Annotated in this window: 25 protein-coding genes; 12 read left to right on the top strand and 13 right to left on the bottom strand. The window is 66.0% G+C overall.

Translation table 11 applies throughout. The features are described from left to right. Window positions 1–24: 24 nt before the first annotated feature. The 3 genes from WNB94_RS12215 to nth are packed head-to-tail and all read left to right on the top strand — an operon-like array spanning window position 25 to window position 2,123. On the top strand, window positions 25–924 hold the full coding sequence (locus WNB94_RS12215; protein WP_341390687.1) for a TPM domain-containing protein: 900 nt from the start codon (window positions 25–27) through the stop codon (window positions 922–924). Window positions 925–934: 10 nt separating this feature from the next. After that, window positions 935–1,444: a TPM domain-containing protein gene (locus tag WNB94_RS12210; RefSeq protein WP_341390686.1), complete on the top strand. Its 510-nt coding sequence runs from the start codon at window positions 935–937 to the stop codon at window positions 1,442–1,444. 37 nt (window positions 1,445–1,481) lie between these two features. After that, window positions 1,482–2,123, top strand: coding sequence for an endonuclease III (nth, locus tag WNB94_RS12205; protein WP_341390685.1), 642 nt, complete (start codon window positions 1,482–1,484; stop codon window positions 2,121–2,123). Window positions 2,124–2,145: 22 nt separating this feature from the next. Here nth and WNB94_RS12200 read toward each other — a convergent pair whose 3' ends face one another. After that, a complete protein-coding gene (locus WNB94_RS12200; protein ID WP_341390684.1) occupies window positions 2,146–3,144 on the bottom strand; it encodes an SGNH/GDSL hydrolase family protein in 999 nt (332 codons plus the stop codon). A 90-nt stretch (window positions 3,145–3,234) separates the two neighbouring features. After that, the gene (locus WNB94_RS12195) at window positions 3,235–4,164 is read right to left on the bottom strand and encodes an NAD-dependent epimerase/dehydratase family protein (RefSeq protein WP_341390683.1); all 930 of its coding nucleotides are present in this window, start codon (window positions 4,162–4,164) and stop codon (window positions 3,235–3,237) included. A 90-nt stretch (window positions 4,165–4,254) separates the two neighbouring features. Here WNB94_RS12195 and WNB94_RS12190 point away from each other — a divergent pair, with 90 nt between their 5' ends. Beyond that, the gene (locus WNB94_RS12190; RefSeq protein ID WP_341390682.1) at window positions 4,255–5,295 is read left to right on the top strand and encodes a CDP-6-deoxy-delta-3,4-glucoseen reductase; all 1,041 of its coding nucleotides are present in this window, start codon (window positions 4,255–4,257) and stop codon (window positions 5,293–5,295) included. A 32-nt stretch (window positions 5,296–5,327) separates the two neighbouring features. Beyond that, entirely contained in the window at window positions 5,328–5,750 is a 423-nt protein-coding gene (locus tag WNB94_RS12185) for an HIT family protein (RefSeq protein ID WP_341390681.1), read from the top strand. 38 nt (window positions 5,751–5,788) lie between these two features. Here the strand turns inward: WNB94_RS12185 and WNB94_RS12180 are convergent, their stop codons facing one another. From WNB94_RS12180 to WNB94_RS12145, 8 genes are all read right to left on the bottom strand, one after another. Beyond that, window positions 5,789–6,619, bottom strand: coding sequence for a hypothetical protein (locus WNB94_RS12180; RefSeq protein WP_341390680.1), 831 nt, complete (start codon window positions 6,617–6,619; stop codon window positions 5,789–5,791). Window positions 6,620–6,641: 22 nt separating this feature from the next. Beyond that, window positions 6,642–7,028, bottom strand: a complete 387-nt coding sequence (locus tag WNB94_RS12175; protein ID WP_341390679.1) for a type II toxin-antitoxin system death-on-curing family toxin — start codon at window positions 7,026–7,028, stop codon at window positions 6,642–6,644. Between the two features lie 3 nt (window positions 7,029–7,031). Next, complete coding sequence (locus WNB94_RS12170) at window positions 7,032–7,262, bottom strand: hypothetical protein (RefSeq protein WP_341390678.1); 231 nt, start codon at window positions 7,260–7,262, stop codon at window positions 7,032–7,034. Between the two features lie 68 nt (window positions 7,263–7,330). Further along, window positions 7,331–8,059 (bottom strand): ABC transporter ATP-binding protein, encoded by a 729-nt coding sequence (locus tag WNB94_RS12165; RefSeq protein ID WP_341390677.1) that lies wholly within the window; start codon window positions 8,057–8,059, stop codon window positions 7,331–7,333. 42 nt (window positions 8,060–8,101) lie between these two features. Beyond that, the gene (locus tag WNB94_RS12160; protein ID WP_341390676.1) at window positions 8,102–8,875 is read right to left on the bottom strand and encodes an ABC transporter ATP-binding protein; all 774 of its coding nucleotides are present in this window, start codon (window positions 8,873–8,875) and stop codon (window positions 8,102–8,104) included. Then, window positions 8,872–9,984, bottom strand: a complete 1,113-nt coding sequence (locus WNB94_RS12155; RefSeq protein WP_445819067.1) for a branched-chain amino acid ABC transporter permease — start codon at window positions 9,982–9,984, stop codon at window positions 8,872–8,874. The genes WNB94_RS12160 and WNB94_RS12155 overlap by 4 nt, the downstream gene beginning before the upstream one ends. A gap of 11 nt (window positions 9,985–9,995) precedes the next feature. Next, a complete protein-coding gene (locus WNB94_RS12150) occupies window positions 9,996–10,919 on the bottom strand; it encodes a branched-chain amino acid ABC transporter permease (protein WP_341390675.1) in 924 nt (307 codons plus the stop codon). A gap of 99 nt (window positions 10,920–11,018) precedes the next feature. Next, window positions 11,019–12,476: an aldehyde dehydrogenase family protein gene (locus WNB94_RS12145; protein ID WP_341390674.1), complete on the bottom strand. Its 1,458-nt coding sequence runs from the start codon at window positions 12,474–12,476 to the stop codon at window positions 11,019–11,021. A gap of 108 nt (window positions 12,477–12,584) precedes the next feature. On the opposite strand from WNB94_RS12145, the gene WNB94_RS12140 reads away from it, so the two are divergent. The 5 genes from WNB94_RS12140 (at window position 12,585) to WNB94_RS12120 (ending at window position 17,724) form a co-directional block, all read left to right on the top strand. Next, entirely contained in the window at window positions 12,585–12,818 is a 234-nt protein-coding gene (locus tag WNB94_RS12140; RefSeq protein WP_341390673.1) for an RNA-binding S4 domain-containing protein, read from the top strand. 87 nt (window positions 12,819–12,905) lie between these two features. Beyond that, the gene (locus WNB94_RS12135) at window positions 12,906–14,552 is read left to right on the top strand and encodes an acyl-CoA synthetase (RefSeq protein ID WP_341390672.1); all 1,647 of its coding nucleotides are present in this window, start codon (window positions 12,906–12,908) and stop codon (window positions 14,550–14,552) included. A gap of 45 nt (window positions 14,553–14,597) precedes the next feature. Further along, a complete protein-coding gene (locus WNB94_RS12130) occupies window positions 14,598–16,160 on the top strand; it encodes a malonate--CoA ligase (protein ID WP_341390671.1) in 1,563 nt (520 codons plus the stop codon). Continuing rightward, a complete protein-coding gene (locus tag WNB94_RS12125; RefSeq protein ID WP_341390670.1) occupies window positions 16,157–16,942 on the top strand; it encodes a class II aldolase/adducin family protein in 786 nt (261 codons plus the stop codon). The genes WNB94_RS12130 and WNB94_RS12125 overlap by 4 nt, the downstream gene beginning before the upstream one ends. A 35-nt stretch (window positions 16,943–16,977) precedes the next feature. Beyond that, on the top strand, window positions 16,978–17,724 hold the full coding sequence (locus WNB94_RS12120; RefSeq protein WP_341390669.1) for a hypothetical protein: 747 nt from the start codon (window positions 16,978–16,980) through the stop codon (window positions 17,722–17,724). Here WNB94_RS12120 and yihG read toward each other — a convergent pair. After that, window positions 17,681–18,565 (bottom strand): 1-acylglycerol-3-phosphate O-acyltransferase, YihG family, encoded by an 885-nt coding sequence (gene yihG / locus WNB94_RS12115; RefSeq protein ID WP_341390668.1) that lies wholly within the window; start codon window positions 18,563–18,565, stop codon window positions 17,681–17,683. The genes WNB94_RS12120 and yihG overlap by 44 nt on opposite strands. 140 nt (window positions 18,566–18,705) lie before the next feature. On the opposite strand from yihG, the gene ppk2 reads away from it, so the two are divergent. Together ppk2 and WNB94_RS12105 are read left to right on the top strand one after the other, a co-directional pair. Then, entirely contained in the window at window positions 18,706–19,620 is a 915-nt protein-coding gene (gene ppk2 / locus WNB94_RS12110) for a polyphosphate kinase 2 (protein WP_341390667.1), read from the top strand. 45 nt (window positions 19,621–19,665) lie between these two features. Beyond that, window positions 19,666–21,570, top strand: a complete 1,905-nt coding sequence (locus tag WNB94_RS12105) for an ABC transporter ATP-binding protein (protein ID WP_341390666.1) — start codon at window positions 19,666–19,668, stop codon at window positions 21,568–21,570. Here the strand turns inward: WNB94_RS12105 and WNB94_RS12100 are convergent. Then, entirely contained in the window at window positions 21,526–22,248 is a 723-nt protein-coding gene (locus WNB94_RS12100) for an SDR family NAD(P)-dependent oxidoreductase (RefSeq protein ID WP_341390665.1), read from the bottom strand. The genes WNB94_RS12105 and WNB94_RS12100 overlap by 45 nt on opposite strands. A gap of 2 nt (window positions 22,249–22,250) precedes the next feature. Next, window positions 22,251–23,294 (bottom strand): MerR family transcriptional regulator, encoded by a 1,044-nt coding sequence (locus tag WNB94_RS12095; protein ID WP_341390664.1) that lies wholly within the window; start codon window positions 23,292–23,294, stop codon window positions 22,251–22,253. Window positions 23,295–23,533: the final 239 nt, after the last annotated feature.

Genomic DNA, 23,533 nt, shown 5'->3' with positions numbered 1-23,533 from the left:
TGGTGCCACCCGTGGCAGGTGGCCATGACAGCCCTGATGGCCATGGTCGCCCTGTGCCTGTGCGGCGCGATGGGACTGGCCCACGCCCAAGCCCCTGCCAGCGGAGGCGTTCAAGCCGTGCCGGCGCTGTCGGCACAGGTCATGGACCAGACCGGCACCCTGGACGCCTCGGCGCTGGCCGCGCTGAAGCAACAGCTGGCGGCCATCGAAACACAGCACGGCGCGCAGGTGGTGGTGCTGATCGTGGCCAGCACCCAACCGGAAGACATCGCCGCCTACGCCTGGCGCGTGGCCGATGCGTGGAAGATCGGGCGCAAGGAGGTGGGAGATGGCGTGCTGCTGATCGTGGCCAAAGATGACCGCCGCGTGCGCATCGAGGTGGCCCGCGCGCTGGAGGGTGCCATTCCCGATCTGGCCGCCAGCCGCATCATCGAAGGCGCCATCACGCCGGCCTTCCGCCAAGGTGATTTCGCGGGTGGGCTTCAGGCAGGGGTTCAGCAAATAGGGCAACTCATCGCCGGTGAAGGCTTGCCACCCCCAAGCGCCTCGACCCCATCACCTCCGCCAGGTCTGGACCTCAACACCCTGGTCGTCTTTGGCTTGTTCGGCGTGCCCTTCGTGCACGGCATCCTGAGCGCGCTGGTGGGCCGCAAATGGGGAGCCGCGCTCACAGGCGGCCTGGCCGGTGGCGCGGTCTGGGTCATCACCACCAGCGTGCTGCTGGGACTGCTGGCATGGCCCTTGGCCTCGGTGCTGGCGCTGGCCATGGGCCACAGGGGTGGACGCCCTGGCCGTGGCGGCTGGGGTGGCCCACCCATGGGCGGTGGCTGGGGTGGCGGGGGCGGCTTGGGTGGCGGCGGAGGTGGATTCTCGTCGGGCGGCGGTGGCTCGTTCGGCGGTGGCGGCGCCTCGGGTCGCTGGTAAGGTTCAGCCCATGAAACGAACCCTGATGCGCTGGGCCCAACACCTGTGGCTGGACGCGGACGACGCCCAACGCCTGATCACCCCCGAGGGCCTCAAGCGCCTGGAAAACGCCGTGCGCGACAGCGAAGCCCGGCACTTGGGTGAACTGCGGGTGTGCGTGGAAGGCGGGCTGGACGTGCCCCACCTGTGGCGCGGCGTGGATGCGCGCGATCGCGCGCTGGACCTGTTCAGCCAACTGCGCGTGTGGGACACCGAGCACAACAATGGCGTGCTGATCTACCTGCTGCTGGCCGACCGCCGCATCGAGGTCCTGGCCGACCGAGGCCTGGCCCAGCTGGTGCCTGACAGCCAGTGGCGCGCCCTGGTGGCCGAGTTGTCCCAAGCCCTGCGCGACCACACGGTTGAGGACGGCCTGCTGCAGGCCATCGACCGCGTGTGCGAACTGCTTCGCCTGCACCACCCGGCGGCCAGCCAGGTCCGTCGACTCAATGAACTGCCAGACAGCGTCGTGCTGATTTGAGCACCTGCTTTTCGCTCGCGCCAACATGCCCAGCCCCATGACCCGCGCCGACATCGACCAGATGTTCGCCACCTTCCAGGCCGCCAACCCCCATCCGGAAACCGAGCTGGAATACAGCTCGCCCTTTGAGCTGCTGACGGCGGTGCTGCTGTCGGCGCAGGCCACGGACGTGGGGGTGAACAAGGCCACGCGCAAGTTGTTCCCGGTGGCCAACACACCCCAGGCCATCCTGGACCTGGGACTGGATGGCCTGTGCGAGTACATCAAGACCATCGGGCTGTACAAAAGCAAGGCCAAACACCTGCTGGAAACCTGCCGCATGCTCATCGAGCTGCATGGCGGCGAGGTGCCCCGCTCACGCGAGGCCCTGGAAGCGCTGCCGGGCGTGGGGCGCAAAACGGCCAATGTGGTGCTGAACGTGGCCTTTGGCGAGCCCACCATGGCGGTGGACACCCACATCTTCCGTGTGGGCAACCGCACGGGGCTGGCCCTGGGCAAGACGCCTTTGGCCGTGGAGCAAAAACTGCTCAAGCGCATCCCGCCCGACTACCTGCAGCACGCTCACCACTGGCTGATCTTGCACGGGCGCTATGTGTGCCAGGCCCGCAAGCCACGCTGCTGGGAATGCGGCGTGCGCGAGCAGTGCCGCTTCAAGCCCAAGACCGCCGCCCCCGGGTAAGGCGCCGGGAGGGCGCGCCTGATCAGGCGTGCGAGCGGCGGCGCAAGGCGGCCACGCCCACACACACCAGCCCGGCCACCAGCAAGGCCCAGGTCGAGGGCTCTGGCACGGCAGCGGCCATGGCCAGGCCCACCGCCGCATGGACGCGGGCCGTGGGGTGCACGCTGTCGAACAGGAAGTAGCTGTCTGGGTTGCCACACGCGGGCGTGCTGCCTTGGCCCAGGTAAGTGCCGCTCCAGCAACGGTCGGTCACGTTGCCGCCTTCGGCAGCGATCTGTGCGCGCACGGCGGCCAGCACCTCTGGCGTGTTGAAGACCACGATGTCGGCGCCGGGCAAGGCCGCGCCCAGCGAGGCCATGGCACCGCTCAACGCCTGGTTGAAGCTCATGCTCAAGCCACTGAGCTGGGCCGTGGCATAGGCGCCCGAGGTGCCCAGGTAGCTGGTGGCAAAGTCGGGCATCAGCGGCACCAGGAACGAGCGTGCGCCGGCGCCATACAGGCTTTGCACCTGTCCCGTCAGGTTCTGCACGGCCGTGCCCACCACCGAGGGCAACACGCTCAGGTCACCACCGGACAGCGCGGCCAGGAAGTCATTGCCCCCGCCCCACACCACGTGCAGGGCCTGGGCGTCCAGCAGGCCAGAGCTGGTGTAGGCACTCACCTGGCTGGCCATGCCCGTGCCAGCCACCAGGGGCGCCGATGCCGGCACGCTGATCTGAAACTGATTGAGCGTGCCCGTCAGGGCGCCACCATAGGCGTAACTGGTGAGCGACACGCCCAGGGCATCGGCCAGCACCTCCACCGCCACCGGGCCGTTGGTGAAACGGCCGTCCACATAGGGCGCGTTGGGCACCGTCAGACCATAGGGCTGCAAACGCGCCAGCAGATTGCCGGTGTCGGACAGGCTGTCGCCAAAGGCCACCACCTGGCTGTAGGCCAGCGCCGTCGAGGGCGCCACACTGAACGACACGGCCAGCACCGAAGCGGCCAGCACCGAAGCAAAAGACGAACGAAGACGCACGCGGCACTCCCGGATGACGAAAAATGATCCGGCAACGATAGCAGGCCGTGACAGGTTCATGACAGGGCACCCCCATACGGGGGCCCGCACTCAGGTGTGCTGCGGGGCCGCCCGCAAGCCCAGCCCGTCCTGAACGGTGGCATGGCGCAACACCAGCCGCAGCTCGGTCTTCAGGCGCTGGTTCACCAGCCGCCGCGACTCGCTCATGAACGACCACTGCATGGCGCTCAGTTGGGTGCGGGCCTCATCGCGGCTCAGGCGGGGCGCGCGGGGCAGGCCAAAGCCATCGGCCACCACGTCGAAGTAATCGCCCATGCGCAACTCGGTGTCGTCGCACACGTGCAGCACACGGCCCGGGCGCCCGCGCCACAGGGCCAGCACACAGGCCCGCGCCAGGTCGTCGGCATGGATGTGGTTGGTGTAGACGTCATCGGCGGGCGCGAGCAGCGGCGCACCCCGGCGCACGCGGTCACGCGGATCGCCACCCTCGCGGTCGAGCGCATAGATGCCGGGAATGCGCAGGATGCAGGCGCGCGCACCCGACGACGCATTCTGCTGACGCCCCCAGAGGCGCACCTGACGTTCAGCATCCACCCGGCGCCAGGCGCGGTCGGTGGTGGGGTGCACGGCGCGGGTCTCGTCAAAGCGTGCGCCCTGCGCATCGCCATACACGCCCGAGGTGCTGCCATAGACCAGGCTGCGCACGCCCCCACGCCGCGCCAGGGCCTGCAGCAGGTGACGCGTGCGGGGATCGCTGCGACCGGACGACGGCGGCGGCGCCAGGTGCAACACGCGCGTGGCCAGACCCGAGAGGCGGGCCAGCGTGGTGGGCTCGTCCAGGTTGCCCAGCAAGGGGGTCACGCCTTGCGCACGCAAGCCCGGCAACCGCTCGGCACTGGAGCTGAGCACCCGCACCACGGCATGGCGCAAGCCGCTCAGACTGCGCACGCCCACATCCCCACAACCCACGATGAGCACGCGAGAACGACGAAAACGGGCAGGTCGGCTGATGGGGATCATGAAGCAGGCACCAGGTGAGGCCAGAGAGTGAGCGAAAATCCGGGGTTTTGACCCCTGCCCGATTGTGCACACGAGCCCAGGATTCAGACCATGAGTTTCAACGTCCGGATTCAACCCAGCGACCGCGCCTTCAGCATGCAGCGAGATGAGACGGTGCTCAGCGCCGCCTTGCACGCTGGCGTGGGCCTGCCGTATGGCTGCAAGGATGGCGCGTGCGGATCGTGCAAATGCAAGCTGATCGAGGGGCGTGTGATCCACGGCGCGCACCAGGCCAAGGCCCTGAGCGAGGCCGAAGAGGCCGCGGGCTACCTGCTGACCTGCTGCGCCACGCCGCAGACCGATCTGGTCATCGAATGCCGGCAGGTGGTGGGCCTGGACGACTTCCCCGTGGTGAAGCTGCCCACCCGCGTGACCAGCCTGACCCGAGCCGCCGATGACGTGATGATCGTGCGCCTGCAACTGCCGGCCACGCACAACTTTGGCTGGCGCGCGGGCCAGTACATCGAGTTCATCCTGAAAGACGGTCAGCGCCGCAGCTACTCGATGGCCAACGCGCCCCACACGGTGCGCGACCCCGAGGTCAATGGGCTGGAGCTGCACATCCGGCACATGCCCGGCGGCCTGTTCACCGACCAGGTGTTTGGCGAGATGAAGGTCAAGGACATCCTGCGCGTGGAAGGCCCCCAGGGCACCTTCTTCCTGCGTGAAGACTCGGACCGGTCCATCGTGCTGCTGGCCTCGGGCACGGGCTTCGCGCCCATCAAGGCCATCATCGAGCACATGCGCCACCAGGGCATCACCCGCCCCACCACGCTGTACTGGGGCTGCCGCGCCAAGGCCGACCTGTACCTGCACGCCTGGGCCGAGCAGCAAGCCGCCGAGCTGCCCTGGCTGCGCTACGTGCCGGTGCTGTCAGACGCGAAACTGGACGATGGCTGGACGGGCCGCACGGGCTTCGTGCACCAGGCCGTGCTGGCCGACCTGCCCGACCTGTCGGGCCACGAGGTGTATGCCTGCGGCGCCCCGGTGATGGTGTCGTCGGCCCGCACGGATTTTGTGGCCCAGGCCGGCCTGCCCGACGAGTTCTTCTATGCTGATGCCTTCACCAGCGAAGCCGACAAGCACGCTTGAGCCTGCGCACCCCGTTTGACCCAAGGAACCCCATGGCCTACGACACGAACAACATCTTCGCCAAGATCCTGCGCGGCGAGATCCCCTGCATCAAGCTGTATGAAGACGAGCACACGCTGGCCTTCATGGACATCATGCCGCAGGCCGAAGGCCACGCCCTGGTGATCCCCAAAGAGCCGGCCGTCACCTTGTTCGAACTGTCGGATGCCGCCGCTGCCGCCTGCATGGCCACCGTGCGCCGTATCGGTAACGCGCAAAAGAAAGGACTGGGCGCCGAAGGCATCGTGCTGATGCAGCTCAATGGCCCGGCCGCTGGCCAGACCGTGCCGCACTTTCACATCCACAGCATCCCGGGCTCGATCGGCACCTTGCGCCAGCCCCACGCCAGCGTGATGGGCGACATGGCGCATTTGCAGGCGGTGGCTGAGAAGATCAGGGCGGCGCTGGTTGGCTGAGCGACGCGCGATCAACGTGGTGGGCGACTCAAAGCCCATCAAGGAACTGAGGCAGCAGACGGGGCCGGAGGGGACGTTTCCACCGCTCGCCAACTCAATATCAGACGTCTGACTCTTTCCTGCAGGTCTTGCCAATGCACCAACATGGACCGGCGGTACATAATTTTGACCCAAACCTTTAACCCATCACTCTCCATAGAGAATGCATGCAAACAAAGGACGCCGGGGAATTTGGCGTTACTGCAGTCAATATAGGCCTTGACTCGACCGTCTCCATCTTGATGGATGTACACATCAGACTCAATCTCTCTGCGAGGCCTCCCATTGATGGTTGTGCCTTGTTGCACATACAAATCCAGCCCACCATACAAGTCAAGGGCTTCCCTTTTAAACACATCTGATGAGTGCCGCGCATCGCTATCAATGACATATTTCGCCATGCGATCCAAGAATCCGTCACCCGGATAAATCGACCCAGATATGAATCCAACAGAAATCCATGGCGTATTCGCAGACGTGTACTGACGCTTATCAGCCCGCATGGCTGAACTACTCAACCCAGCCATGTCTGGGTAGCGCACTGTCACGCCGAAGCTGTTGATGCGTGACTGGTGTGTTCGAATTGGCTTGGGGGCATCTCGCTTACCTGACCAGCCCGGATCGCCCTCGTACTCCACCAATTCAACGTAATACCTTGGTATATTGACCTTCATTCCACCAAGTTCTCCGACCAAATAGCGTGGGTTGGTTTCGGGGTGGCTGCCATGATTGCCCTCACGCCAATGGACGCAGGCTGACACCAAAGCCAAGACCGCCAAGGCAATGAGCAGCGCCTTTGCTGCGCTTCGTCTGAGGCTGTTGACCGGCATCTTCGTTACTCGATGATTTCATTCAGGTATTCACGTCAGCCACGGCGAACCCCCGCAACCACGGCTCAAGGTGAGCGATGTGGAAGTGTCCGGACTCGAACATCTGCATCATCTCCGCGTGGATCTGCATGGGTGCACGCTGCAAGCGCCAGCCATTGATGCGCAGAAACACGTCCTCCGCCGCAAAGGCGATGCGCTTGTTGCCGTCCACAAAAGGATGGTTGATCGCCAGGCTCTCCATCAAGGAAGCTGCCTCGGCCACGATGTCCTCGTAATAGCCCGTTTGGGGCCGGAACAAGGCAGCCTCCAAGGCGCCCGGGTCACGCACGCCGGTGGCACCGCCATAGCGCTGCATCAGCACGGTGTGCATGCCGAGCACGTCGGCCACCGTCAGGTAGTCGTGCGCCACGACTTACTTGGCCAGTTCGCGGTAGAGGTGATCAAACTCATCCAGACTGGAGGCAAACGCGGTCATCACATGCCGACGAGGGCGCTCCTTTTGCTGGCGATCGATGTAGTCACGCAGGGCCTCGTCGAGCACCGCCTGAAACTGCCGACCTTGGCTTTCAGCGATCTGGCGCAGGGCCGCAAGCACCTCAGGCGCGGCCTGGGATGAGAACTTTTCTCTCACAGCGCTGCTCATGACTCACTCCATCATGATTCATCTTGATGCTTCATCATAGGCCAAGGTCGGGCCAGCCGCAAACCCCTTCACACCCCCAGGTACGCCGCCTGCACCTGAGGATTGCCCAGCAACTCGCTGGCGGGGCCCGTGAGGGCCAGCTCGCCGGATTCCAGCACGTAGCCGCGGTCGGCCATGGCCAGGGCGCGGTGGGCGTTTTGCTCCACCAGCAGAACGGTCACACCTTGGCGCGCAATGTCGCGGATGACCTCGAAGATGGTGTCCACCATGATGGGCGACAGGCCCATGGAAGGCTCGTCCAGCAGCAGCAGTTTGGGGCGTGCCATCAGCGCGCGGCCCATGGCCAGCATCTGCTGCTCGCCGCCTGACAGTGTGCCGGCCAGTTGTTTCATGCGCTCTTTGAGGCGCGGAAAGCGCTGGTACACGGCGGCCATGTCGGCCTCAACCTCGCGGTCGCGCCGCAGGTAGGCGCCCATGCGCAGGTTCTCGTCGATGGACATGCGCGTAAAGATGCCCCGCCCTTCAGGCACCATCACCAGGCCGTGCTCGGGCAGTGTCCAGGGCCCCTGGCCGGTGATGACCCGGCCCTGATACAGCACCTGGCCCGAGGTGGGCTTGAGCAGGCCGCAGATGGCCTTCAGGGTGGTGGTTTTGCCCGCGCCGTTGGCGCCGATCAGGCACACCAGTTCGCCGGCGTTCAGGTGCAGGCTCACGCCCTTCAGGGCCTGGATGCCGCCGTAGGCCACGCGCAGGTCGCGCACGCTGAGCAAGGCGGTGGAGGTGTCGGTGGTGGTCATCAGCAGCGTCAGGTCATCAGGGCATCAAGAAAGCGCGGAGGCTCACGCCGCCTGGTGGGCGCTGCCCAGGTAGGCCTGGATCACCTGGGGGTTGCGCTGCACCTCGGCGGGCAGGCCTGCGGCGATGCGTTGGCCCTGGTCCAGCACGGTGACTTGATCGCACAGGCCCATGACCAGTTTGACGTCGTGCTCAATCAGCAGGATGGCCCGACCTTGCTGGCGGATGCGCTCGATCAGGGCGCGCAGCTCGACCTTTTCGGTGCCGTTCATGCCGGCCGCGGGTTCGTCCAGCGCCAACAGCTTGGGCTCGGTGGCCAGGGCGCGGGCGATTTCCAGGCGACGCTGGTCGCCGTAGCTGAGGGTGCGGGCCACCAGGTGCCCCCGACCGCCCAGGCCCACAAAATCCAGCAATTCATGGGCCTTGGCCGTGATCTGGGCTTCTTCGTGCTGGAAGGCCCGGGTGCGCAGCAGGGCCTGCCACCACCCCACCTGGGTGCGCACGTGGCGGCCCACGCGCACGTTGTCCAGCACGCTCATCTCGGCAAACAGGCGGATGTTCTGGAAGGTACGCGCGATGCCGGCCTTGGCCACCTCATGCACCGCCGTGGGCTTGTAGGGCCGGCCGTCCAGCTCGAAGCGGCCTTCATCGGCCGGGGCCATGCCCGTGATCATGTTGAAGAAGGTGGTCTTGCCCGCGCCATTGGGGCCGATCAGCCCGTGGATCTGGCCGGCCTGCACCGTGAGCGACACATCCTTGAGGGCCTGCACACCGCCATAGCGCTTGGACACGCCTTGAACCGTCAGCAACGCGCTCATGCCCGGCCCTCCTTCGCTGCGGCACGCGCCTGGGGCGCCGGCCAGATGCCCTGAGGGCGCCACAGCATGATCAGGATCATGGCACTGGCCACCAGCAACTGGCGCAGGATGGCCGCGTCCAGCCGGCCGCCCGTCATGGCCTGCAGCGGGCCGGCCACGTGGCGCAGCACCTCGGGCAGGGCCGCCAGCAGGAAGGCCCCCAGGATGACGCCCGGGATGTGGCCCAGCCCGCCCAACACCACCATGGCCACGACCATGATGGACTCGTGCAGGCTGAAGGATTCGGGCGAGACAAAGCCCTGGAAGCTGGCAAACAGCACGCCCGAGACACCGCCAAAGGTGGCCCCCAGACCGAAGGCCAGCAGCTTGAGGTTGCGGGTGTTCAGGCCCATGGCCTTGGCCGCGATCTCGTCTTCGCGCACCGCCATCCAGGCCCGGCCCAGGCGGGAATCCTGCAAGCGCTGGCAAATGATCACGGCCACCACCACGATGATCAGGAACAGGTAGTAGTACAGCGTGACCGAGGGCAGCGTGAAGCCACCGATGTGCCAGGGCTCGCCCAGGCTGACGCCGAAAATGCGGATGGGTTCGATCTGGCTGACGCCCATGGGCCCGTTGGTGATGTTGGCGGGGGCGTCCAGGTTGTTCAGGAACACACGGATGATCTCGCCAAACCCCAAGGTGACGATGGCCAGGTAATCACCGCGCAGCTTGAGCGTGGGCGAACCCAGCAGCACCCCGGCCAGGGCGGCCAGGCCCGCCCCCAAGGGGATGACCATCCAGAAAGGGGTGTGCAGGCCTTCGGGAAAGGCTGCGGCGATGACCGGGAAGTTGTCGACCAGGTGGGGCGAGGCCAGCAGGGCAAACAGGTAGGCCCCCACGGCGTAGAAGGCGATGTAGCCCAGGTCCAGCAGGCCGGCAAAGCCCACGACGATGTTCAGGCCCAGGGCCAAGAGGATGTACAGCAGAGCGACGTCCAGGATGCGGATCCAGGCGTCGCCCACCCCCAGCATCTGCATGGCCAATGGCAGGACCAGCAAACCCGCGGCACTGGCCAGGAACACGGGCAAGGGATTGCGCCCTGAAGCGGTGGAGGTGGCGGTCATCATCGCGGCCTGCCTCACGCCCGATCGGCCACCCGCTCACCCAGCAGGCCTTGCGGCCGCAAGGTGAGGATGAGGATCAGCACGGCAAAGGCAAAGATGTCCTGGTAGTGACTGCCCAGCACGCCCCCGGTGAGGTCGCCGATGTAGCCGGCACCCATGGCCTCGATGACGCCCAGCAGCACCCCGCCCACCATGGCGCCCGGCAGGTTGCCGATGCCGCCGAACACGGCCGCCGTGAAGGCCTTCAGGCCCGGCAAAAAACCCATGGTGTGCTGCACAGACCCATAATTGGCCGCCCACATGACGCCCGCCAGGGCCGCCAGGGCCGCGCCCAGGGCAAAGGTGGCCGAAATCACCAGATCGGGGCGCACGCCCATCAGCTGGGCCACCCGGGGGTTCTCGGCCGTGGCGCGCATGGCCCGCCCCAGGCGCGTGCCATTGATCAGCAACATCAGCCCGGCCAGGGTCATGGCGGTCACGCCGATGATCAGGATCTGCACCAGGTTGATGGCGGCGCCCATGACCTCGTACGGCTCATCGTTGAGCAAGATGGGGTAAGGCTTGTAGTCAGGCTTCCAGATGATCATGGCCAGGGTCTGCAGCAGCAGCGACACCCCCATGGCCGTGATCAGCGGCGCCAGGCGTGGCGCGTTGCGCAGCGGCCGGTAGGCCAGGCGTTCGATCACGATGTTCAAGACCATGCACACGAGCATGGCGGCCATCAGCGACAAGAGCAGCAGCGTCCAGCCGGGCCAGCCCGTGTCCGCCAGGGTGGTGACCACCGTCCAGCTCACCAGCGCCCCCACCATCAGCACCTCGCCATGGGCGAAGTTGATGAGGTTGATGATGCCGTACACCATGGTGTAGCCCAGGGCCAGCAGCGCGTACATGCTGCCCAGCACCAGGCCATTGATCAGTTGTTGAATGAAGATGTCCACGGTCGCAAACAATGCAAAAAGCCCGCCACATGGTCAAGCCAGTCGGCGGGCCGTTGACAGTTCAGGCACCGGGATTATCGGTCATCCCGCAGGCCATGCTCACAACGAGGGCAGGCGCAGCGAATCCACCGTCAGGCGGATGAGCTTTTTCTTGAAGTCGGTGTACGGCGGGAAGAAGAGCTGCGCCAGCATGATGGGCCCCGACTGGAGCACGGCACGCTCGTGCGAGAAGGCCTTGAAGCCGAACTCGCCGTGGGCGCTGCCGATGCCCGAATTGTTGACGCCACCGAAGGGCAGGTTGCCGTGGGCATAGTGCATCACGCAATGGTTGATGGCGGCGCCGCCCGAGCTGGTCTGGGCCAGCAGGCGACGGGTACGGGCCTTGTCCTTGCTGAAGATGTACAGGGCCAGGGGCTTGGGCTGGGCGTTGATGGCGCGCACCACGTCGTCGAGGTTGCGGTAGCTCAGGATGGGCAGCACCGGGCCAAAGATCTCTTCGGACATGATCGAGGCTTCAGGCGCCACCTGGTCGATCAAGGTGGGTGCGATGAAGCAGTTGCCCACATCCACCTCGCCGCCGGTCAGCACGCGGGCGCCCTTCTGGCGGGCGTCGTCCAGCAGGCCGGCGATGCGCTGGGTGTGACGCTGATTGATGACGTGGGTCAGGTCGGGGCTGTTGCGCTGGGCCTCGGCGGTGCTGCCATAACGAGACTCGATCACCCGCCGGCACTCCGCCACGAAGCGGTCTTTGACCGACTCGTGCACATGGATGTGATCGGGCGCCACGCAGATCTGCCCGCAGTTGGTGAACTTGCCCCACATCAGGGTTTCGGCGGCGCGCTTGATGTCGGCGGTTTCATCAACGATCACGGGTGACTTGCCACCCAACTCCAGCGTGACGCTGGTGAGGTGCTTGGCGGCAGCCGCCATCACCACCTTGCCCACGGCCGGCGAGCCCGTGAAGAAAATGTGGTCAAACGGCAGGTCCAGCAGGACCTGCGAGGTGGGCAGCGCGCCCTCAAACAGGGCCACCTCGTTGGGCGAAAACACCTGGGCGATGACCTCGGCCATCACGGCACTCACCGAGGGGGTCATCTCTGAGGGCTTGAGGATGACGGTGTTGCCTGCCGCCAGGGCCGACACCAGGGGGCCGAAACACAGATTGAGCGGGAAGTTCCAGGGGGCGATGATCAGCACGCGGCCACGGGGCTGGTATTCGACCCAGGCTTTGGTGTCCAGCGTGGTGGTGGTGGGGCGCACGCGCTTGGGCTGAGCCCATTTTTTCAGGCTGCCGATGGTGTGCCGGATCTCGTCGAGCACGGGCATGAACTCGGTGCCCTCGACCTCAGAGCTGGGCTTGTGGTAGTCCTTGTGGAACGCGGCGTAAAAGTCCTCGCGGCGGGCCAGCATGGCCTCGCGCAGTTTCTTCAGGCGCGCGATGCGCTCGGCGATGGTCGATTCACGCCACGCCAATGCCGTGGCCGACTGCGAATCGAACACGCGGCGGATTTCAGCCGGATCGGACTCGCCGGTTTGCGGGTCAACTACGTGCATCATGGGGCGGTTCATGGCGTTCTCCATCGTGATGCCTGGGATTGTGCCTGTTTTCAGGCAAGATGTACACCTGTCAACCATCAAGCAAAGCCGCCTGGCTGTCAAGCTGAAATGCCCTCACCCTCTGAACTGAGTTTCGCCCTGCGCGGTGATTTCATCACCCTGGACAAATTGCTGAAGGCCTGCGGCCTGGCGGGCAGCGGCGGCGTGGCCAAGCTGATGGTGGCCGACGGCCTGGTGACGGTGGACGGCCAGCCTGAAACCCGCAAAACGGCCAAAATCCGGGCAGGGCAAACGGTGCAGTGCCAGGGGCAGACCATCCGCGTGGAAAGTGCACCAGACTGACACAGGGATAAACCCATGCAACCCCAGGGTTTTCTCGGGCAGGATGTTTTGCGTCCCACAAGGACATGACACACGCCGAGGAACCCCATGAGCAACATCTACGAGCAGGACCTGCCCCGCAACGCCGCCAACCACCTGGCCATTTCTCCCCTGTCGTTCCTGGAGCGATCGGCCCTGGTGCACCCCGATCAACTGGCCATCGTGCACGGCCCCCTGCGACAGACCTGGGCGCAAACCTATGCCCGCTGCCGCCAGTTGGCCGATGCCCTGCAACAGCGCGGCATCGGTCTGGGCGACACCGTGGCCGTGATGCTGCCCAACACGCCGCCGATGGTGGAGGCGCACTTTGGCATCCCGATGTCGGGCGCGGTGCTCAACACCCTCAACACCCGGCTGGACGCCGACGCGATCGCCTTCATGCTGGACCACGGCGAGGCCAAGGTCGTGATCGTCGACCCCGAGTTTGCCAAGGTGATGGAGCGCGCCCTGAGCCTGCGCACGCGCACCGAGCCCGTGCTGGTGATCGATGCCGAAGACGCGCTGTACACCGGTGAAGCCCGCCGTATTGGCAGCGAAACCTACGAGGCGGTGGTGGCCAGCGGTTCGCCTGACTTTGCCTGGGACCTGCCCACCGACGAATGGCAGGCCATCAGCCTGAACTACACCTCGGGCACCACCGGCAACCCCAAGGGCGTGGTCTACCACCACCGGGGGGCGGCGCTGAACGCCATCTCCAACCTGCTGGAATGGGACATGCCCAAGCACGCCACCTATCTGTGGACGCTGCCCATGTTCCACTGCAATGGCTGGTGCTTCCCGTGGGCCATCGCGGCCCGCGCAGGCGTGAATGTGTGCCTGCGACGGGTGGACCCCAAGGCCATCTTCGACGCCATCCGTGAACATGGCGTGACGCACTACTGCGGCGCACCCATCGTGCACGCGTCGTTGCTGGCTGCACCTGCCGAACTCAAGCACGGCGTGCCCACGGGCATCAAGGCCATGGTGGCCGGCGCGGCGCCACCGGCAGCCATGATCGAGGGCATGGAAGAAATGGGCTTTGACCTGACCCATGTGTATGGCCTGACCGAGGTCTACGGCCCCTCGGCCGTGTGCACCAAGCACGCCGAATGGGACACGCTGGACATCGGCGAGCGCGCCCGCCTGAACGCGCGCCAGGGCGTGCCCTACCACCTGCAGCAGGCCGTGACCGTGCTGGACCCAGCCACCATGCAGCCCGTGCCCGCCGATGGCGAGACCATGGGCGAGATCATGTTCCGGGGCAACATCGCCATGAAGGGCTACCTGAAGAACGCCAAGGCCACGCAAGAAGCCTTCGCGGGCGGCTGGTTCCACACGGGCGACCTGGGCGTGCTCTACCCCGATGGCTACGTGAAGATCAAGGACCGCAGCAAGGACATCATCATCTCGGGCGGCGAAAACATCTCGTCCATCGAGGTGGAAGACGTGCTGTACCGCCACCCGGCCGTGATGGCCGCGGCCGTGGTGGCCAAGCCCGACGAAAAGTGGGGCGAGACGCCCTGCGCCTTCATCGAGTTGAAGGCCGGTGCCCAGGTGACGGCCGAAGAGATCATTGCGCACTGCAAACAGCACATCGCCGGCTTCAAGGTGCCGCGCGCCGTGGTGTTTGGCGAGCTGCCCAAAACCTCCACAGGCAAGATCCAGAAGTTCGAACTGCGCAAGCAGGTGGGCTCGGCGCAGGCCATCAACGTCTGATCACAGCGGGTGGTGGGCGCCCCAGACGGCGTACCATCACGCCCCATGAACCTCTTCGCTGCCCTTCAGGCCGCCTGGCCTGCCCGACGCCAGGCCCCGGCCATCCTGCTGGACGACGGACGCGCCTACACCTGGGCCGACCTGGACCGCGCCACGGCCATGCTGGCCAACCTGCTGCACAGCCTGCACCTGCAGGGTGTGGATGGGCGCCCCCCGGTGGTGGCCGCCCATGTGGACAAATCGGTCGAATCCCTGCTGCTGTACCTGGCCACGCTGCGCGCGGGCTGTGCCTACCTGCCGCTGAACCCGGCTTACCGGGCCGGCGAGCTGGAGCACTTCATCAACGACGCGCGGCCTTCGGTGATGGTGTGCCGCCCGGACGACCAGGAGTGGGTGATCCCGCTGGCCGCGCACGGTGGCGTGCAGCACCTGTTCACCCTGTCGGATGCGCGCACGGGCAGCCTGCTGAGCCACGCGGCCCTGCACAGCGATGTGCATGAAGTTGCGCAACGGCAGCCCAACGATCTGGCCGCCATCCTCTACACCTCGGGCACCACGGGCCGCAGCAAGGGCGCCCTGCTGAGCCACGCCAACCTGTGGAGCAACGCCCGCACCCTGCTGCAGCACTGGGACTGGCGCCAGGACGACTGCCTGGTGCACGCGCTGCCCATCTTCCACATCCATGGCCTGTTCGTGGCCGTGCACTGCAGCCTGCTGGCGGGCACTCCCATGCGCTGGCTGCAGCGGTTTGACGCGGCACAGGTGCTGGCGCAATTGACCTCCACCGACGGCCCGCGTGCCACCGTGTTCATGGGCGTGCCCACCATGTATGTGCGCCTGCTGCAGGAGGCCAAACTGGATGCCCCAAGCACCGCAGGCATGCGGCTCTTCATCTCGGGCTCGGCGCCCTTGCTGCCCGCCACCTCAGCCGCCTTTGCCCAGCGCACCGGCCACACCATCCTGGAGCGCTACGGCATGAGCGAAACCGGCATGCTGTGCTCCAACCCCTGCCGCCCTGAAGAAGGTGAACGCCTCATCGGCAGCGTGGGCCGCGCGCTGCCCGGGGTGGGCGTGCGCGTGGTGAGCGATGCCGGCCAGCCCCTGCCCACCGACGCCGTGGGTGACGTGGAGGTGTGCGGCCCCAATGTGTTTGCAGGCTACCTGGGCCTGCCTGACAAAACCGCCGAGGCCTTCACCGACGATGGCTGGTTTCGAACCGGCGATGTCGGCCGCATCGATGCGCAGGGTTATGTGCACCTGGTGGGGCGCGCCAAAGACCTGGTGATCAGCGGCGGCTTCAATGTCTACCCCGCCGAGGTGGAAGGCCACATCGATCGGTTGCCCGGCGTGCAGGAATCGGCCGTGGTGGGCGTGCCCCACCCCGACTTTGGCGAGGGTGTGGTGGCCGTGGTGGTGCTGGCGCCGGGCGCCACACTGGACGAAACCACCGCCATTGGCCAGCTCAAAAACCAGCTGGCCGCCTACAAGGTGCCCAAGCGACTGATCGTGGCCGACGACCTGCCCCGCAACGCCATGGGCAAGGTGCAGAAGAACCTGCTGCGCGATCGCCTGGCCACCACGTTCACTGGCGCACCGGAGACCCCATGAACCACGAACTGCCCCCCATCGCCTCGCTGCGCGATCAGGTCAGCCCCGAAGAATGGCAACTGCGTGTGGACCTGGCCGCCGCCTACCGCCTGGCCGCACTCTATGGTTGGAGCGACCTGGTCTTCACCCACATCTCGGCCCGCCTGCCGGGGCCGGATCACCACTTCCTCATCAACCCCTACGGGCTGATGTTCGACGAGATCACGGCGTCGAGCCTGGTGAAGGTGGATCAGCACTGCAACAAGCTGATGGACTCGCCCTTCCCGGTGAACCCGGCGGGCTTCAACATCCACAGCGCCGTGCACGCCGCGCGTGACGACGCCGGCTGCGTGATGCACACCCACACGCGCGCCGGCGTGGCGGTTTCGGCCCAGCGTTGCGGGGTGCTGCCCATCTCGCAGCAAAGCACCTTCGTGTTGACCTCGCTGGCATATCACGACTACGAGGGCGTGGCCTTTCGCGAAGACGAGAAGCCGCGACTGCAAGCCGATCTGGGCGACAAGCGCTTTCTGATGCTGCGCAACCATGGCCTGCTCACGCTGGGCCGCACCGTCCCCAACGCCTTCTTGAACATGTACCTGTTCGAAAGCACCTGCCAGATCCAGTTGTCGGCCCAAGCCGCCGGGCCGGACACCGACCATGGGCTGGTGGCCATCGACCCCAAGATTCTGGAAGGTGTGGCCCAGGCCACCAAGGTGCAGACCGGCGGTCAGGGGGGCGACTTTGTATGGCCGGCCCTGCTGCGCAAGCTCGACCGGATGGACACCAGCTACCGCACCTGAGACCGCACCTGCCGCTCACCCGTTTTCGACATCACATGAAGACTTTCTGGACGATCAGCGGCCTGGTGGCCGCGGCCCTGGGCGTCAGCGCCGTGCTGGTGCTGGGGCACGACGCCTTCACCGACTCCTCGTCGGCCGAAGCCCAACAAGCCGCACAACAGGCGGCGCAAGACCTGCCCTGGCGCATCGCCACCCAGGCGGACGGCAGCAGCCGGGTGATGGGCCTGGCCCTGGCCGAACCCGGGCAGGGCAGCACCCTCGCCGACGCCCACGCCCGGTGGGGCGACAAGATGACCGTGGCCGTCATCGCCGCCAGCAACGAGGTGGGCAGCCTGGAGGCCTTCGTGGACCCGATGCAGGCCGGCTTCATCGGCGGCAAGCTGGTGATCACGGCCCAGGCCACGCCCGAGCAGATCGACGCCTTCAAGCGCAGCACCCAGGACGTGTCCTTCATGGAGAGCACGACCCGGCAGTTCAAGCTCTCAGGCGAGGCGCTGCAGCAAGCGCTGCGCGCCCCCATCCTGGCCCTGGGGTTCATCCCCCAGGCCAATCTGGACGAGGCCACCGTGGTGGCTCGCTTTGGTGAGCCCGCCGAGCGGGTGAAGGTCAGCGATGAGCTGACGCACCTGCTCTACCCTTCGCTGGGCCTGGACATCGCCCTGTCCACCCAGGGCAAGGAATTGCTGCAGTACGTGGCCCCCGCGGCCTTTGACAGCCGCCTGCGCGCGCCGCTGATGCTCAGTGCTGGCTCGCCACCGGCGTCGGCGCCCGCCCAGCCTTGAGGGCGTCGATCTCGGCGTCTTTCTCCGCCCACAGGCCATTCACCCAGGCCTGCAGTTGCGCGCGGTCCACGCCCTTGCCCTGGGCGGCGGTGAGCAGCTCGGGCGGGATGGGCCGCAAGCGCACGGTCACGATCACTTCGTCCATGCGGCCCGTCATCAGATCGATGAAGGTGGGCACGCCCTTGGGGTACACGATGGTCACGTCCAGCAGGCCATCGAACAGCTCGCCCATGGTCTCCAGCGACATGCCCACCCCGCCCGTCTTGGGCTTGAGCAGGTTGCGGTAGGGCGACTTTTGCTGATCGTGCTTGGCTGGCGTGAAGCGCGTGCCTTCCATGAAGCTGATGACCGAGGTGGGGATGACCTTGAACTTCTCGCAGGCCTGGCGGGCGGTCTCCAGATCCTTCTGGGCCGAGGCGCCGCCACGGCGCTTCATGAACGGAAAGTCCAGCGCCCACCACGCGAAGCCCATGATGGGCACGTAGATCAGCTCGTGCTTGATGAAAAACTTCAGCAGCGGGATCTTGCGGTTGAACACCCACTGCAGCACGAGGATGTCCACCCAGCTCTGGTGGTTGCAGTTCACCAGGTACCAGCCGCGATAGCGCAGTCCGTCCACGCCCTGGATCTGCCAGCGGGTGCGGCCCACGGCCCACATCCAGAACTTGTTCAGGCCAATCCAGCTTTCGGCGATCGCGTTCAGCACGGCATCCACCACCCGCCGCACCGGGCGGAAGGGCAACACCAGCTTGATCAGCGCAAACGGCAACAGCAGGCTGATGTGAAAGAAGATGTTGAGCACCAGCACAACGCTGGCGAACACGGCCTTGAGGGCTTTCATGAACGGCAGGGCACAGCCCTTGGGAATGACAACCCCGGGATTATGTGCACAGATGTGCAGCAATGGCCAAGGCCCTTTGTCGCCATGCTGTCACATCCTTCAGGCAAGCTGAGGGGTTGCATTGAACCCTGCCCGTCACCATGGACAAGCCTCTACCGCCCCTCGATCCTGAACTGCTGCGACGTCTGCAGGAAGACCTGCTGGACAGCTACGACGAAGAGCTGGAGCAGGAGTTGGACGACCAGTTCCTGGATGCTCAGTCTGGCCGCGCGCGCGAATCGCAGGAACTGCGCCGCATGTACTTCCGCGAGCTGTTCCGCCTGCAAGGCGAGCTGGTGAAGCTGCAAGACTGGGTGGTGCACACCGGTGAGCGGGTGGTGGTGCTGTTCGAGGGGCGTGACGCCGCAGGCAAAGGTGGGGCCATCAAGCGCATCACCCAACGCCTGAACCCCCGCGTGTGCCGGGTGGCGGCCCTGCCCGCCCCCAACGACCGCGAAAAAACACAGTGGTACTTTCAGCGCTATGTGGCCCACCTGCCGGCCGCCGGCGAGATCGTGCTGTTCGACCGCAGCTGGTACAACCGCGCCGGCGTGGAACGCGTGATGGGCTTTTGCAGCGACGACGAGTACGAAGAATTCTTCCGCTCGGTGCCCGAGTTCGAAAAAATGCTGGTGCGCAGCGGCATCCGCGTCATCAAGTACTGGTTCTCGATCAACGATGAAGAGCAGGCCGCCCGCTTCGTGGCCCGCATCAACGACCCGCTCAAGCAGTGGAAGCTCAGCCCGATGGACCTGGAATCCCGCCGCCGCTGGGAAGACTACACCCGAGCCAAGGAAGTGATGCTGGAGCGCACCCACATCCCCGAAGCCCCCTGGTGGGTGGTGCAGGCCGTGGACAAGAAGCGCGCGCGCCTGAACTGCATCCACCACCTGCTGTCTCAACTGCCCTACCACGAGGTGCCCCACCAGCCAGTGACGCTGCCCCCACGCGTGCGTCATGAGGACTACATCCGCAACCCGGTGCCGGATTCGATGATCGTGCCTGAGGTGTATTGAACTTCGCGCTACCCTTGCGACTTTGCCCGCAAGCGGAGCCCGCACGTGTTGAAGTGGTTCGAGAACCTGGTCCATCCCTACCCTGAGGCGCCCCCCAAGACGCCGCCCAAGGGTTTTCTGGCGTTTGTGTGGGCCGGCACCGAAGGCATGCGCCCCTTCCTGCTGGGCATGACCTTGCTGACGGCCAGCATCGCGGCGTTTGAAGCCTGGCTGTTCGGCATGCTGGGCGGCATCGTCGACCAACTGGGGCAATACACCCCCGCCACGCTGTGGACCGAGGCCCGCACGCACCTGCTGATGCTGACCGGTGTCATCCTGCTGAGTCCGCTGGCGGTGTGGCTGCAAACCCTGCTCAAGCACCAGACGCTGGCGGGCAACTTCCCGATGGCGCTGCGCTGGCGCTTTCACCGGCACATGCTGGCGCAAAGCATGTCGTTCTACCAGGACGAGTTTGCCGGCCGGGTGGCCACCAAAGTCATGCAGACGGCCCTGGCCGTGCGCGACACCTGCTTCATCGTGGGCGACATCCTGGTGTTCGTGGTCATTTACTTCGTGACCATGACGGTGATCGTGGGCGGCTTTGACGCCTGGCTGTTGCTGCCCTTTCTGGGCTGGCTGCTCTGCTATGTCGGCGCGGTGTTTTACTTCGTGCCCCGCCTGAGCGATCGCGCCCGGGCCCAGGCCGATGCCCGCTCCTTGATGACCGGCCGCATCACCGATGCTTACACCAACATCGCCACGGTCAAGCTGTTTTCGCATGCTCACCGCGAGGCGGCCTATGCACGCGCGGCCATGCAGGAGTTCATGACCACGGTGCACGGGCAGATGCGCCTGGTCAGTGGCTTCGAGGTGGTGAACCACACGCTGAGCATGTTGCTGATCCTGAGCACGGCGGGCGCCACGCTGTGGCTGTGGACCCAAGGCCAGGTGGGCCTGGGCGCGGTGGCGGCCTCGACCGCCATGGCCTTGCGCCTCAATGGCATCTCGCACTGGATGATGTGGGAAGTGGCCTCGCTGTTCGAACACGTGGGCACCGTGCAGGATGGCTTGAACACCCTGTCGCGCCCGCACCAGATCGTCGATGCGCCGGGGGCCCAGCCGCTGCGCGTGACGCGGGGCGAGGTCCGCTTCGAAGACGTGAGCTTTGCCTACAGCCCCGACAAGCCCGTGATCGAGCACCTGAACCTGTGCATCCGGCCTGGCGAGAAGATCGGCTTGGTGGGGCGGTCGGGCGCGGGCAAATCCACCCTGATCAACCTGCTGCTGCGCTTTCATGACGTGCAGTCGGGCCGCGTGCTGATCGACGGGCAAAACGTGCGCGAGGTGACCCAGGACAGCCTGCGCGCGCAGATCGGCATGGTCACGCAAGACACTTCGCTGCTGCACCGCTCGGTGCGCGACAACATCCTGTATGGCCGCCCCGATGCCGACGACGAGGCCATGCGCCGCGCTGCGGAACGCGCCGAAGCGCAGGGCTTCATCGATGGCCTGAGCGACCCGGCAGGCCGGCGCGGCTACGACGCCCATGTGGGCGAACGGGGCGTGAAGCTCTCGGGCGGTCAGCGCCAGCGCATCGCGATTGCGCGGGTGATGCTGAAGGACGCCCCCATCCTGCTGCTGGACGAAGCCACCAGCGCGCTCGACTCTGAAGTGGAGGCCGCCATCCAGACCAGCCTGTACCGGCTGATGGAGGGCAAGACCGTGGTGGCCATTGCCCACCGGCTGTCGACCATCGCGGCCATGGACCGGCTCATCGTGCTGGACCAGGGGCGCATCGTGGAAGAAGGCACCCACGCCGAGCTGCTGGCGCACGGCGGGCTGTACGCCCGGCTGTGGGCACACCAGAGTGGCGGGTTTCTGGTGGATGAGGCGGGCGAGGCGGATGAAGCGGACGCGGCGCAAGCCTCACCAGGGCAGCCGTTGCCCGTGGTGGTTGAAAAATCCGCCTGAGTCCTCAGGCTGCAGGCTTTGCATCACGGCCAGCAAACGCTCGGCCGACTGGGCCGGGCTTTGCACCTCCAGCCCCGCTTTGGCAAACGGCGCCGACAAGGCCGTGTTCACCGTGCCGGGGTGCAGGGCCACGCACACGGCCTGCGGCGACTGCCGGCGCAGCTCGATCGAGGCCGTGCGCACCAGTTGGTTGAGCGCCGCCTTGGCCGCCCGGTAGCCATACCAGCCACCCAGTTGATTGTCGCCAATGCTGCCCACCTTGGCCGACAGCGTGGCCCACACCGAGCGTTCGCGCCGGGGCATGAGCGGCAAGAAGTGCTTCATCAGCAAGGCCGGGCCCACGGTGTTGATGGCGAACTGGTGCATGAGGTGGTCGCGCTCCAACGTACGCCAGCTCTTCTCGGGCTGCCAATCGCCCTGGTGCAGATAGCCCGTGGCGTCGATGAACAGGCGCAGGGGCTGCTGCGCAGCCAGCGCCGCCACGTGGTCGCGGGCCTGCTGCAGGCTGTCGTCGTCCAGCAATTCCAGGCGCACCGATTCACGCCGGCCCAGGCGACACAGCGTAAGCTGAGGCAGGTGCTGTTCGATGCGCTCGCACAGCGCCTGCCCCACCCCACCGCCTGCGCCCACGACCACCGCCAGCCCTGGATCCAGGGCCAAACCGCGCTCGTCGCCCATGATCAAGCCCGGCCCGAGGGCATGCGGTCAGGCAGGGGCACCCCTTCGGCCACGGCCAGGGTGGCCAGGGCCTCTTCCATCAGGGCCCGAGCATGGCCGGCCACGCGGTACAGGTAGGCATGCAGGGCCACGTCGGCCGGCTGGCGGGTTTCACACTCGGCGCTGTACTCCTCGAACTGACTGAGCAGGCGCACCAGTTCGGACAGGTGCTGCGGGCACTCGCACGCCACGCGGGGCATGGCGCGGATCAACTGCTGCAAGGCCACCGCGTCAAAGCGACGGGGCGGCGCCGGATCAGGCACCGACCGCAGGCCCTGGGCCACGGTGCGCCAGCCGCGCACGGTGTCTCGCACCACCTGCCCCAACTCACCGGCCTCGATGGGCGCCCGCTTGATCAACGCTGCGCGGGCGCGCAAGGCCTCCAGCACCTGGCTGTTGGCAAAGCCATAAACCACGATCATCTGCCGGGCGCCCACCAGCCGGGTCAGGCGCACCAGCCAGTCCACCGTTTCCATGTGCACGGGGCCCAGATCGGCCACCACCACATCGGCCTGGGCTTGTCGCAGGGCCAGCTCGGCGGGACCACTGTCTTCGGCGCTGCCAATCACCTCGATGCCCGGCATCGCGTCCAGCACGTCACGCCAACGTGGCGCGGCGTCGGGGCCCGCCAGCAGCACACGCACCGGCTGCGTCAAGGCCTCGTCCAACGAAACCTCGCGCTGGGCGGGGCGCTCCATGGCCGTGCGCTGCGTCAGTGACACGGTGTTTTCTGCTTCATCCAGCAGCTCCTGGAGGCGCGCTGTGTCCAGGCGCGCCAGCATGCCGATGCTGTGCCCCTTGTTCAACAACTGCTTGATCAGCACCAGGCGACGCACGTCCTGGCTGGAGTACAGCCGGTGGCCCGAGGGCGCCTGCTGGGGCCCCACCACCTTGTAGCGACGCTCCCAAACCCGCAACGTGGCGACGGGAATGTTCACCATCCGGGCAGCGGCGCTGCTGCGATACCGGGGCATGCCCGAGTCATCCAATCCATTGTCGTGTTTCATGGCCGTTCATCTCCTTTTCATGAACTCGATATTGCCAAAAATCAAACCCACAATGGAGACATGGAACGGCAAAAACCGCCCTCAAAACGATTCAAACAAGATTCAACATGGACAAACGTCCAACGAATGGATGCCCAGGCGCCATTTAACGCAAAAAAACCGGAGGCAACGCGGGTCACCTCCGGCTCATCACAGGGTCATGCCGATGCCATTGACGTCGTGAGTGACGTCAATGCAGG

The sequence above is a fragment of the Aquabacterium sp. A3 genome (assembly GCF_038069945.1).
Classification (GTDB): Bacteria; Pseudomonadota; Gammaproteobacteria; order Burkholderiales; family Burkholderiaceae_C; genus Aquabacterium.
Note: the sequence above shows the minus strand (reverse complement) of the source record. Positions and strands in the feature narration are given on the sequence as shown.

What these genes read in the sequence shown, in the direction of transcription:
- WNB94_RS12180 (WP_341390680.1), bottom strand. Translation starts at nt 6,619, where the DNA reads ATGCCGGTCAACAGCCTCAGACGAAGCGCAGCAAAGGCGCTGCTCATT.
- WNB94_RS12190 (WP_341390682.1), top strand. Translation starts at nt 4,255, where the DNA reads ATGAGTTTCAACGTCCGGATTCAACCCAGCGACCGCGCCTTCAGCATG.
- WNB94_RS12185 (WP_341390681.1), top strand. Translation starts at nt 5,328, where the DNA reads ATGGCCTACGACACGAACAACATCTTCGCCAAGATCCTGCGCGGCGAG.
- nth (WP_341390685.1), top strand. Translation starts at nt 1,482, where the DNA reads ATGACCCGCGCCGACATCGACCAGATGTTCGCCACCTTCCAGGCCGCC.
- WNB94_RS12165 (WP_341390677.1), bottom strand. Translation starts at nt 8,059, where the DNA reads ATGACCACCACCGACACCTCCACCGCCTTGCTCAGCGTGCGCGACCTG.
- WNB94_RS12215 (WP_341390687.1), top strand. Translation starts at nt 25, where the DNA reads ATGACAGCCCTGATGGCCATGGTCGCCCTGTGCCTGTGCGGCGCGATG.
- WNB94_RS12210 (WP_341390686.1), top strand. Translation starts at nt 935, where the DNA reads ATGAAACGAACCCTGATGCGCTGGGCCCAACACCTGTGGCTGGACGCG.
- WNB94_RS12160 (WP_341390676.1), bottom strand. Translation starts at nt 8,875, where the DNA reads ATGAGCGCGTTGCTGACGGTTCAAGGCGTGTCCAAGCGCTATGGCGGT.
- WNB94_RS12140 (WP_341390673.1), top strand. Translation starts at nt 12,585, where the DNA reads ATGCCCTCACCCTCTGAACTGAGTTTCGCCCTGCGCGGTGATTTCATC.
- WNB94_RS12130 (WP_341390671.1), top strand. Translation starts at nt 14,598, where the DNA reads ATGAACCTCTTCGCTGCCCTTCAGGCCGCCTGGCCTGCCCGACGCCAG.
- yihG (WP_341390668.1), bottom strand. Translation starts at nt 18,565, where the DNA reads ATGAAAGCCCTCAAGGCCGTGTTCGCCAGCGTTGTGCTGGTGCTCAAC.
- WNB94_RS12095 (WP_341390664.1), bottom strand. Translation starts at nt 23,294, where the DNA reads ATGAAACACGACAATGGATTGGATGACTCGGGCATGCCCCGGTATCGC.
- WNB94_RS12195 (WP_341390683.1), bottom strand. Translation starts at nt 4,164, where the DNA reads ATGATCCCCATCAGCCGACCTGCCCGTTTTCGTCGTTCTCGCGTGCTC.
- WNB94_RS12125 (WP_341390670.1), top strand. Translation starts at nt 16,157, where the DNA reads ATGAACCACGAACTGCCCCCCATCGCCTCGCTGCGCGATCAGGTCAGC.
- WNB94_RS12170 (WP_341390678.1), bottom strand. Translation starts at nt 7,262, where the DNA reads ATGAGCAGCGCTGTGAGAGAAAAGTTCTCATCCCAGGCCGCGCCTGAG.
- WNB94_RS12145 (WP_341390674.1), bottom strand. Translation starts at nt 12,476, where the DNA reads ATGATGCACGTAGTTGACCCGCAAACCGGCGAGTCCGATCCGGCTGAA.
- WNB94_RS12155 (WP_445819067.1), bottom strand. Translation starts at nt 9,984, where the DNA reads ATGATGACCGCCACCTCCACCGCTTCAGGGCGCAATCCCTTGCCCGTG.
- WNB94_RS12135 (WP_341390672.1), top strand. Translation starts at nt 12,906, where the DNA reads ATGAGCAACATCTACGAGCAGGACCTGCCCCGCAACGCCGCCAACCAC.
- WNB94_RS12120 (WP_341390669.1), top strand. Translation starts at nt 16,978, where the DNA reads ATGAAGACTTTCTGGACGATCAGCGGCCTGGTGGCCGCGGCCCTGGGC.
- WNB94_RS12100 (WP_341390665.1), bottom strand. Translation starts at nt 22,248, where the DNA reads ATGGGCGACGAGCGCGGTTTGGCCCTGGATCCAGGGCTGGCGGTGGTC.
- ppk2 (WP_341390667.1), top strand. Translation starts at nt 18,706, where the DNA reads ATGGACAAGCCTCTACCGCCCCTCGATCCTGAACTGCTGCGACGTCTG.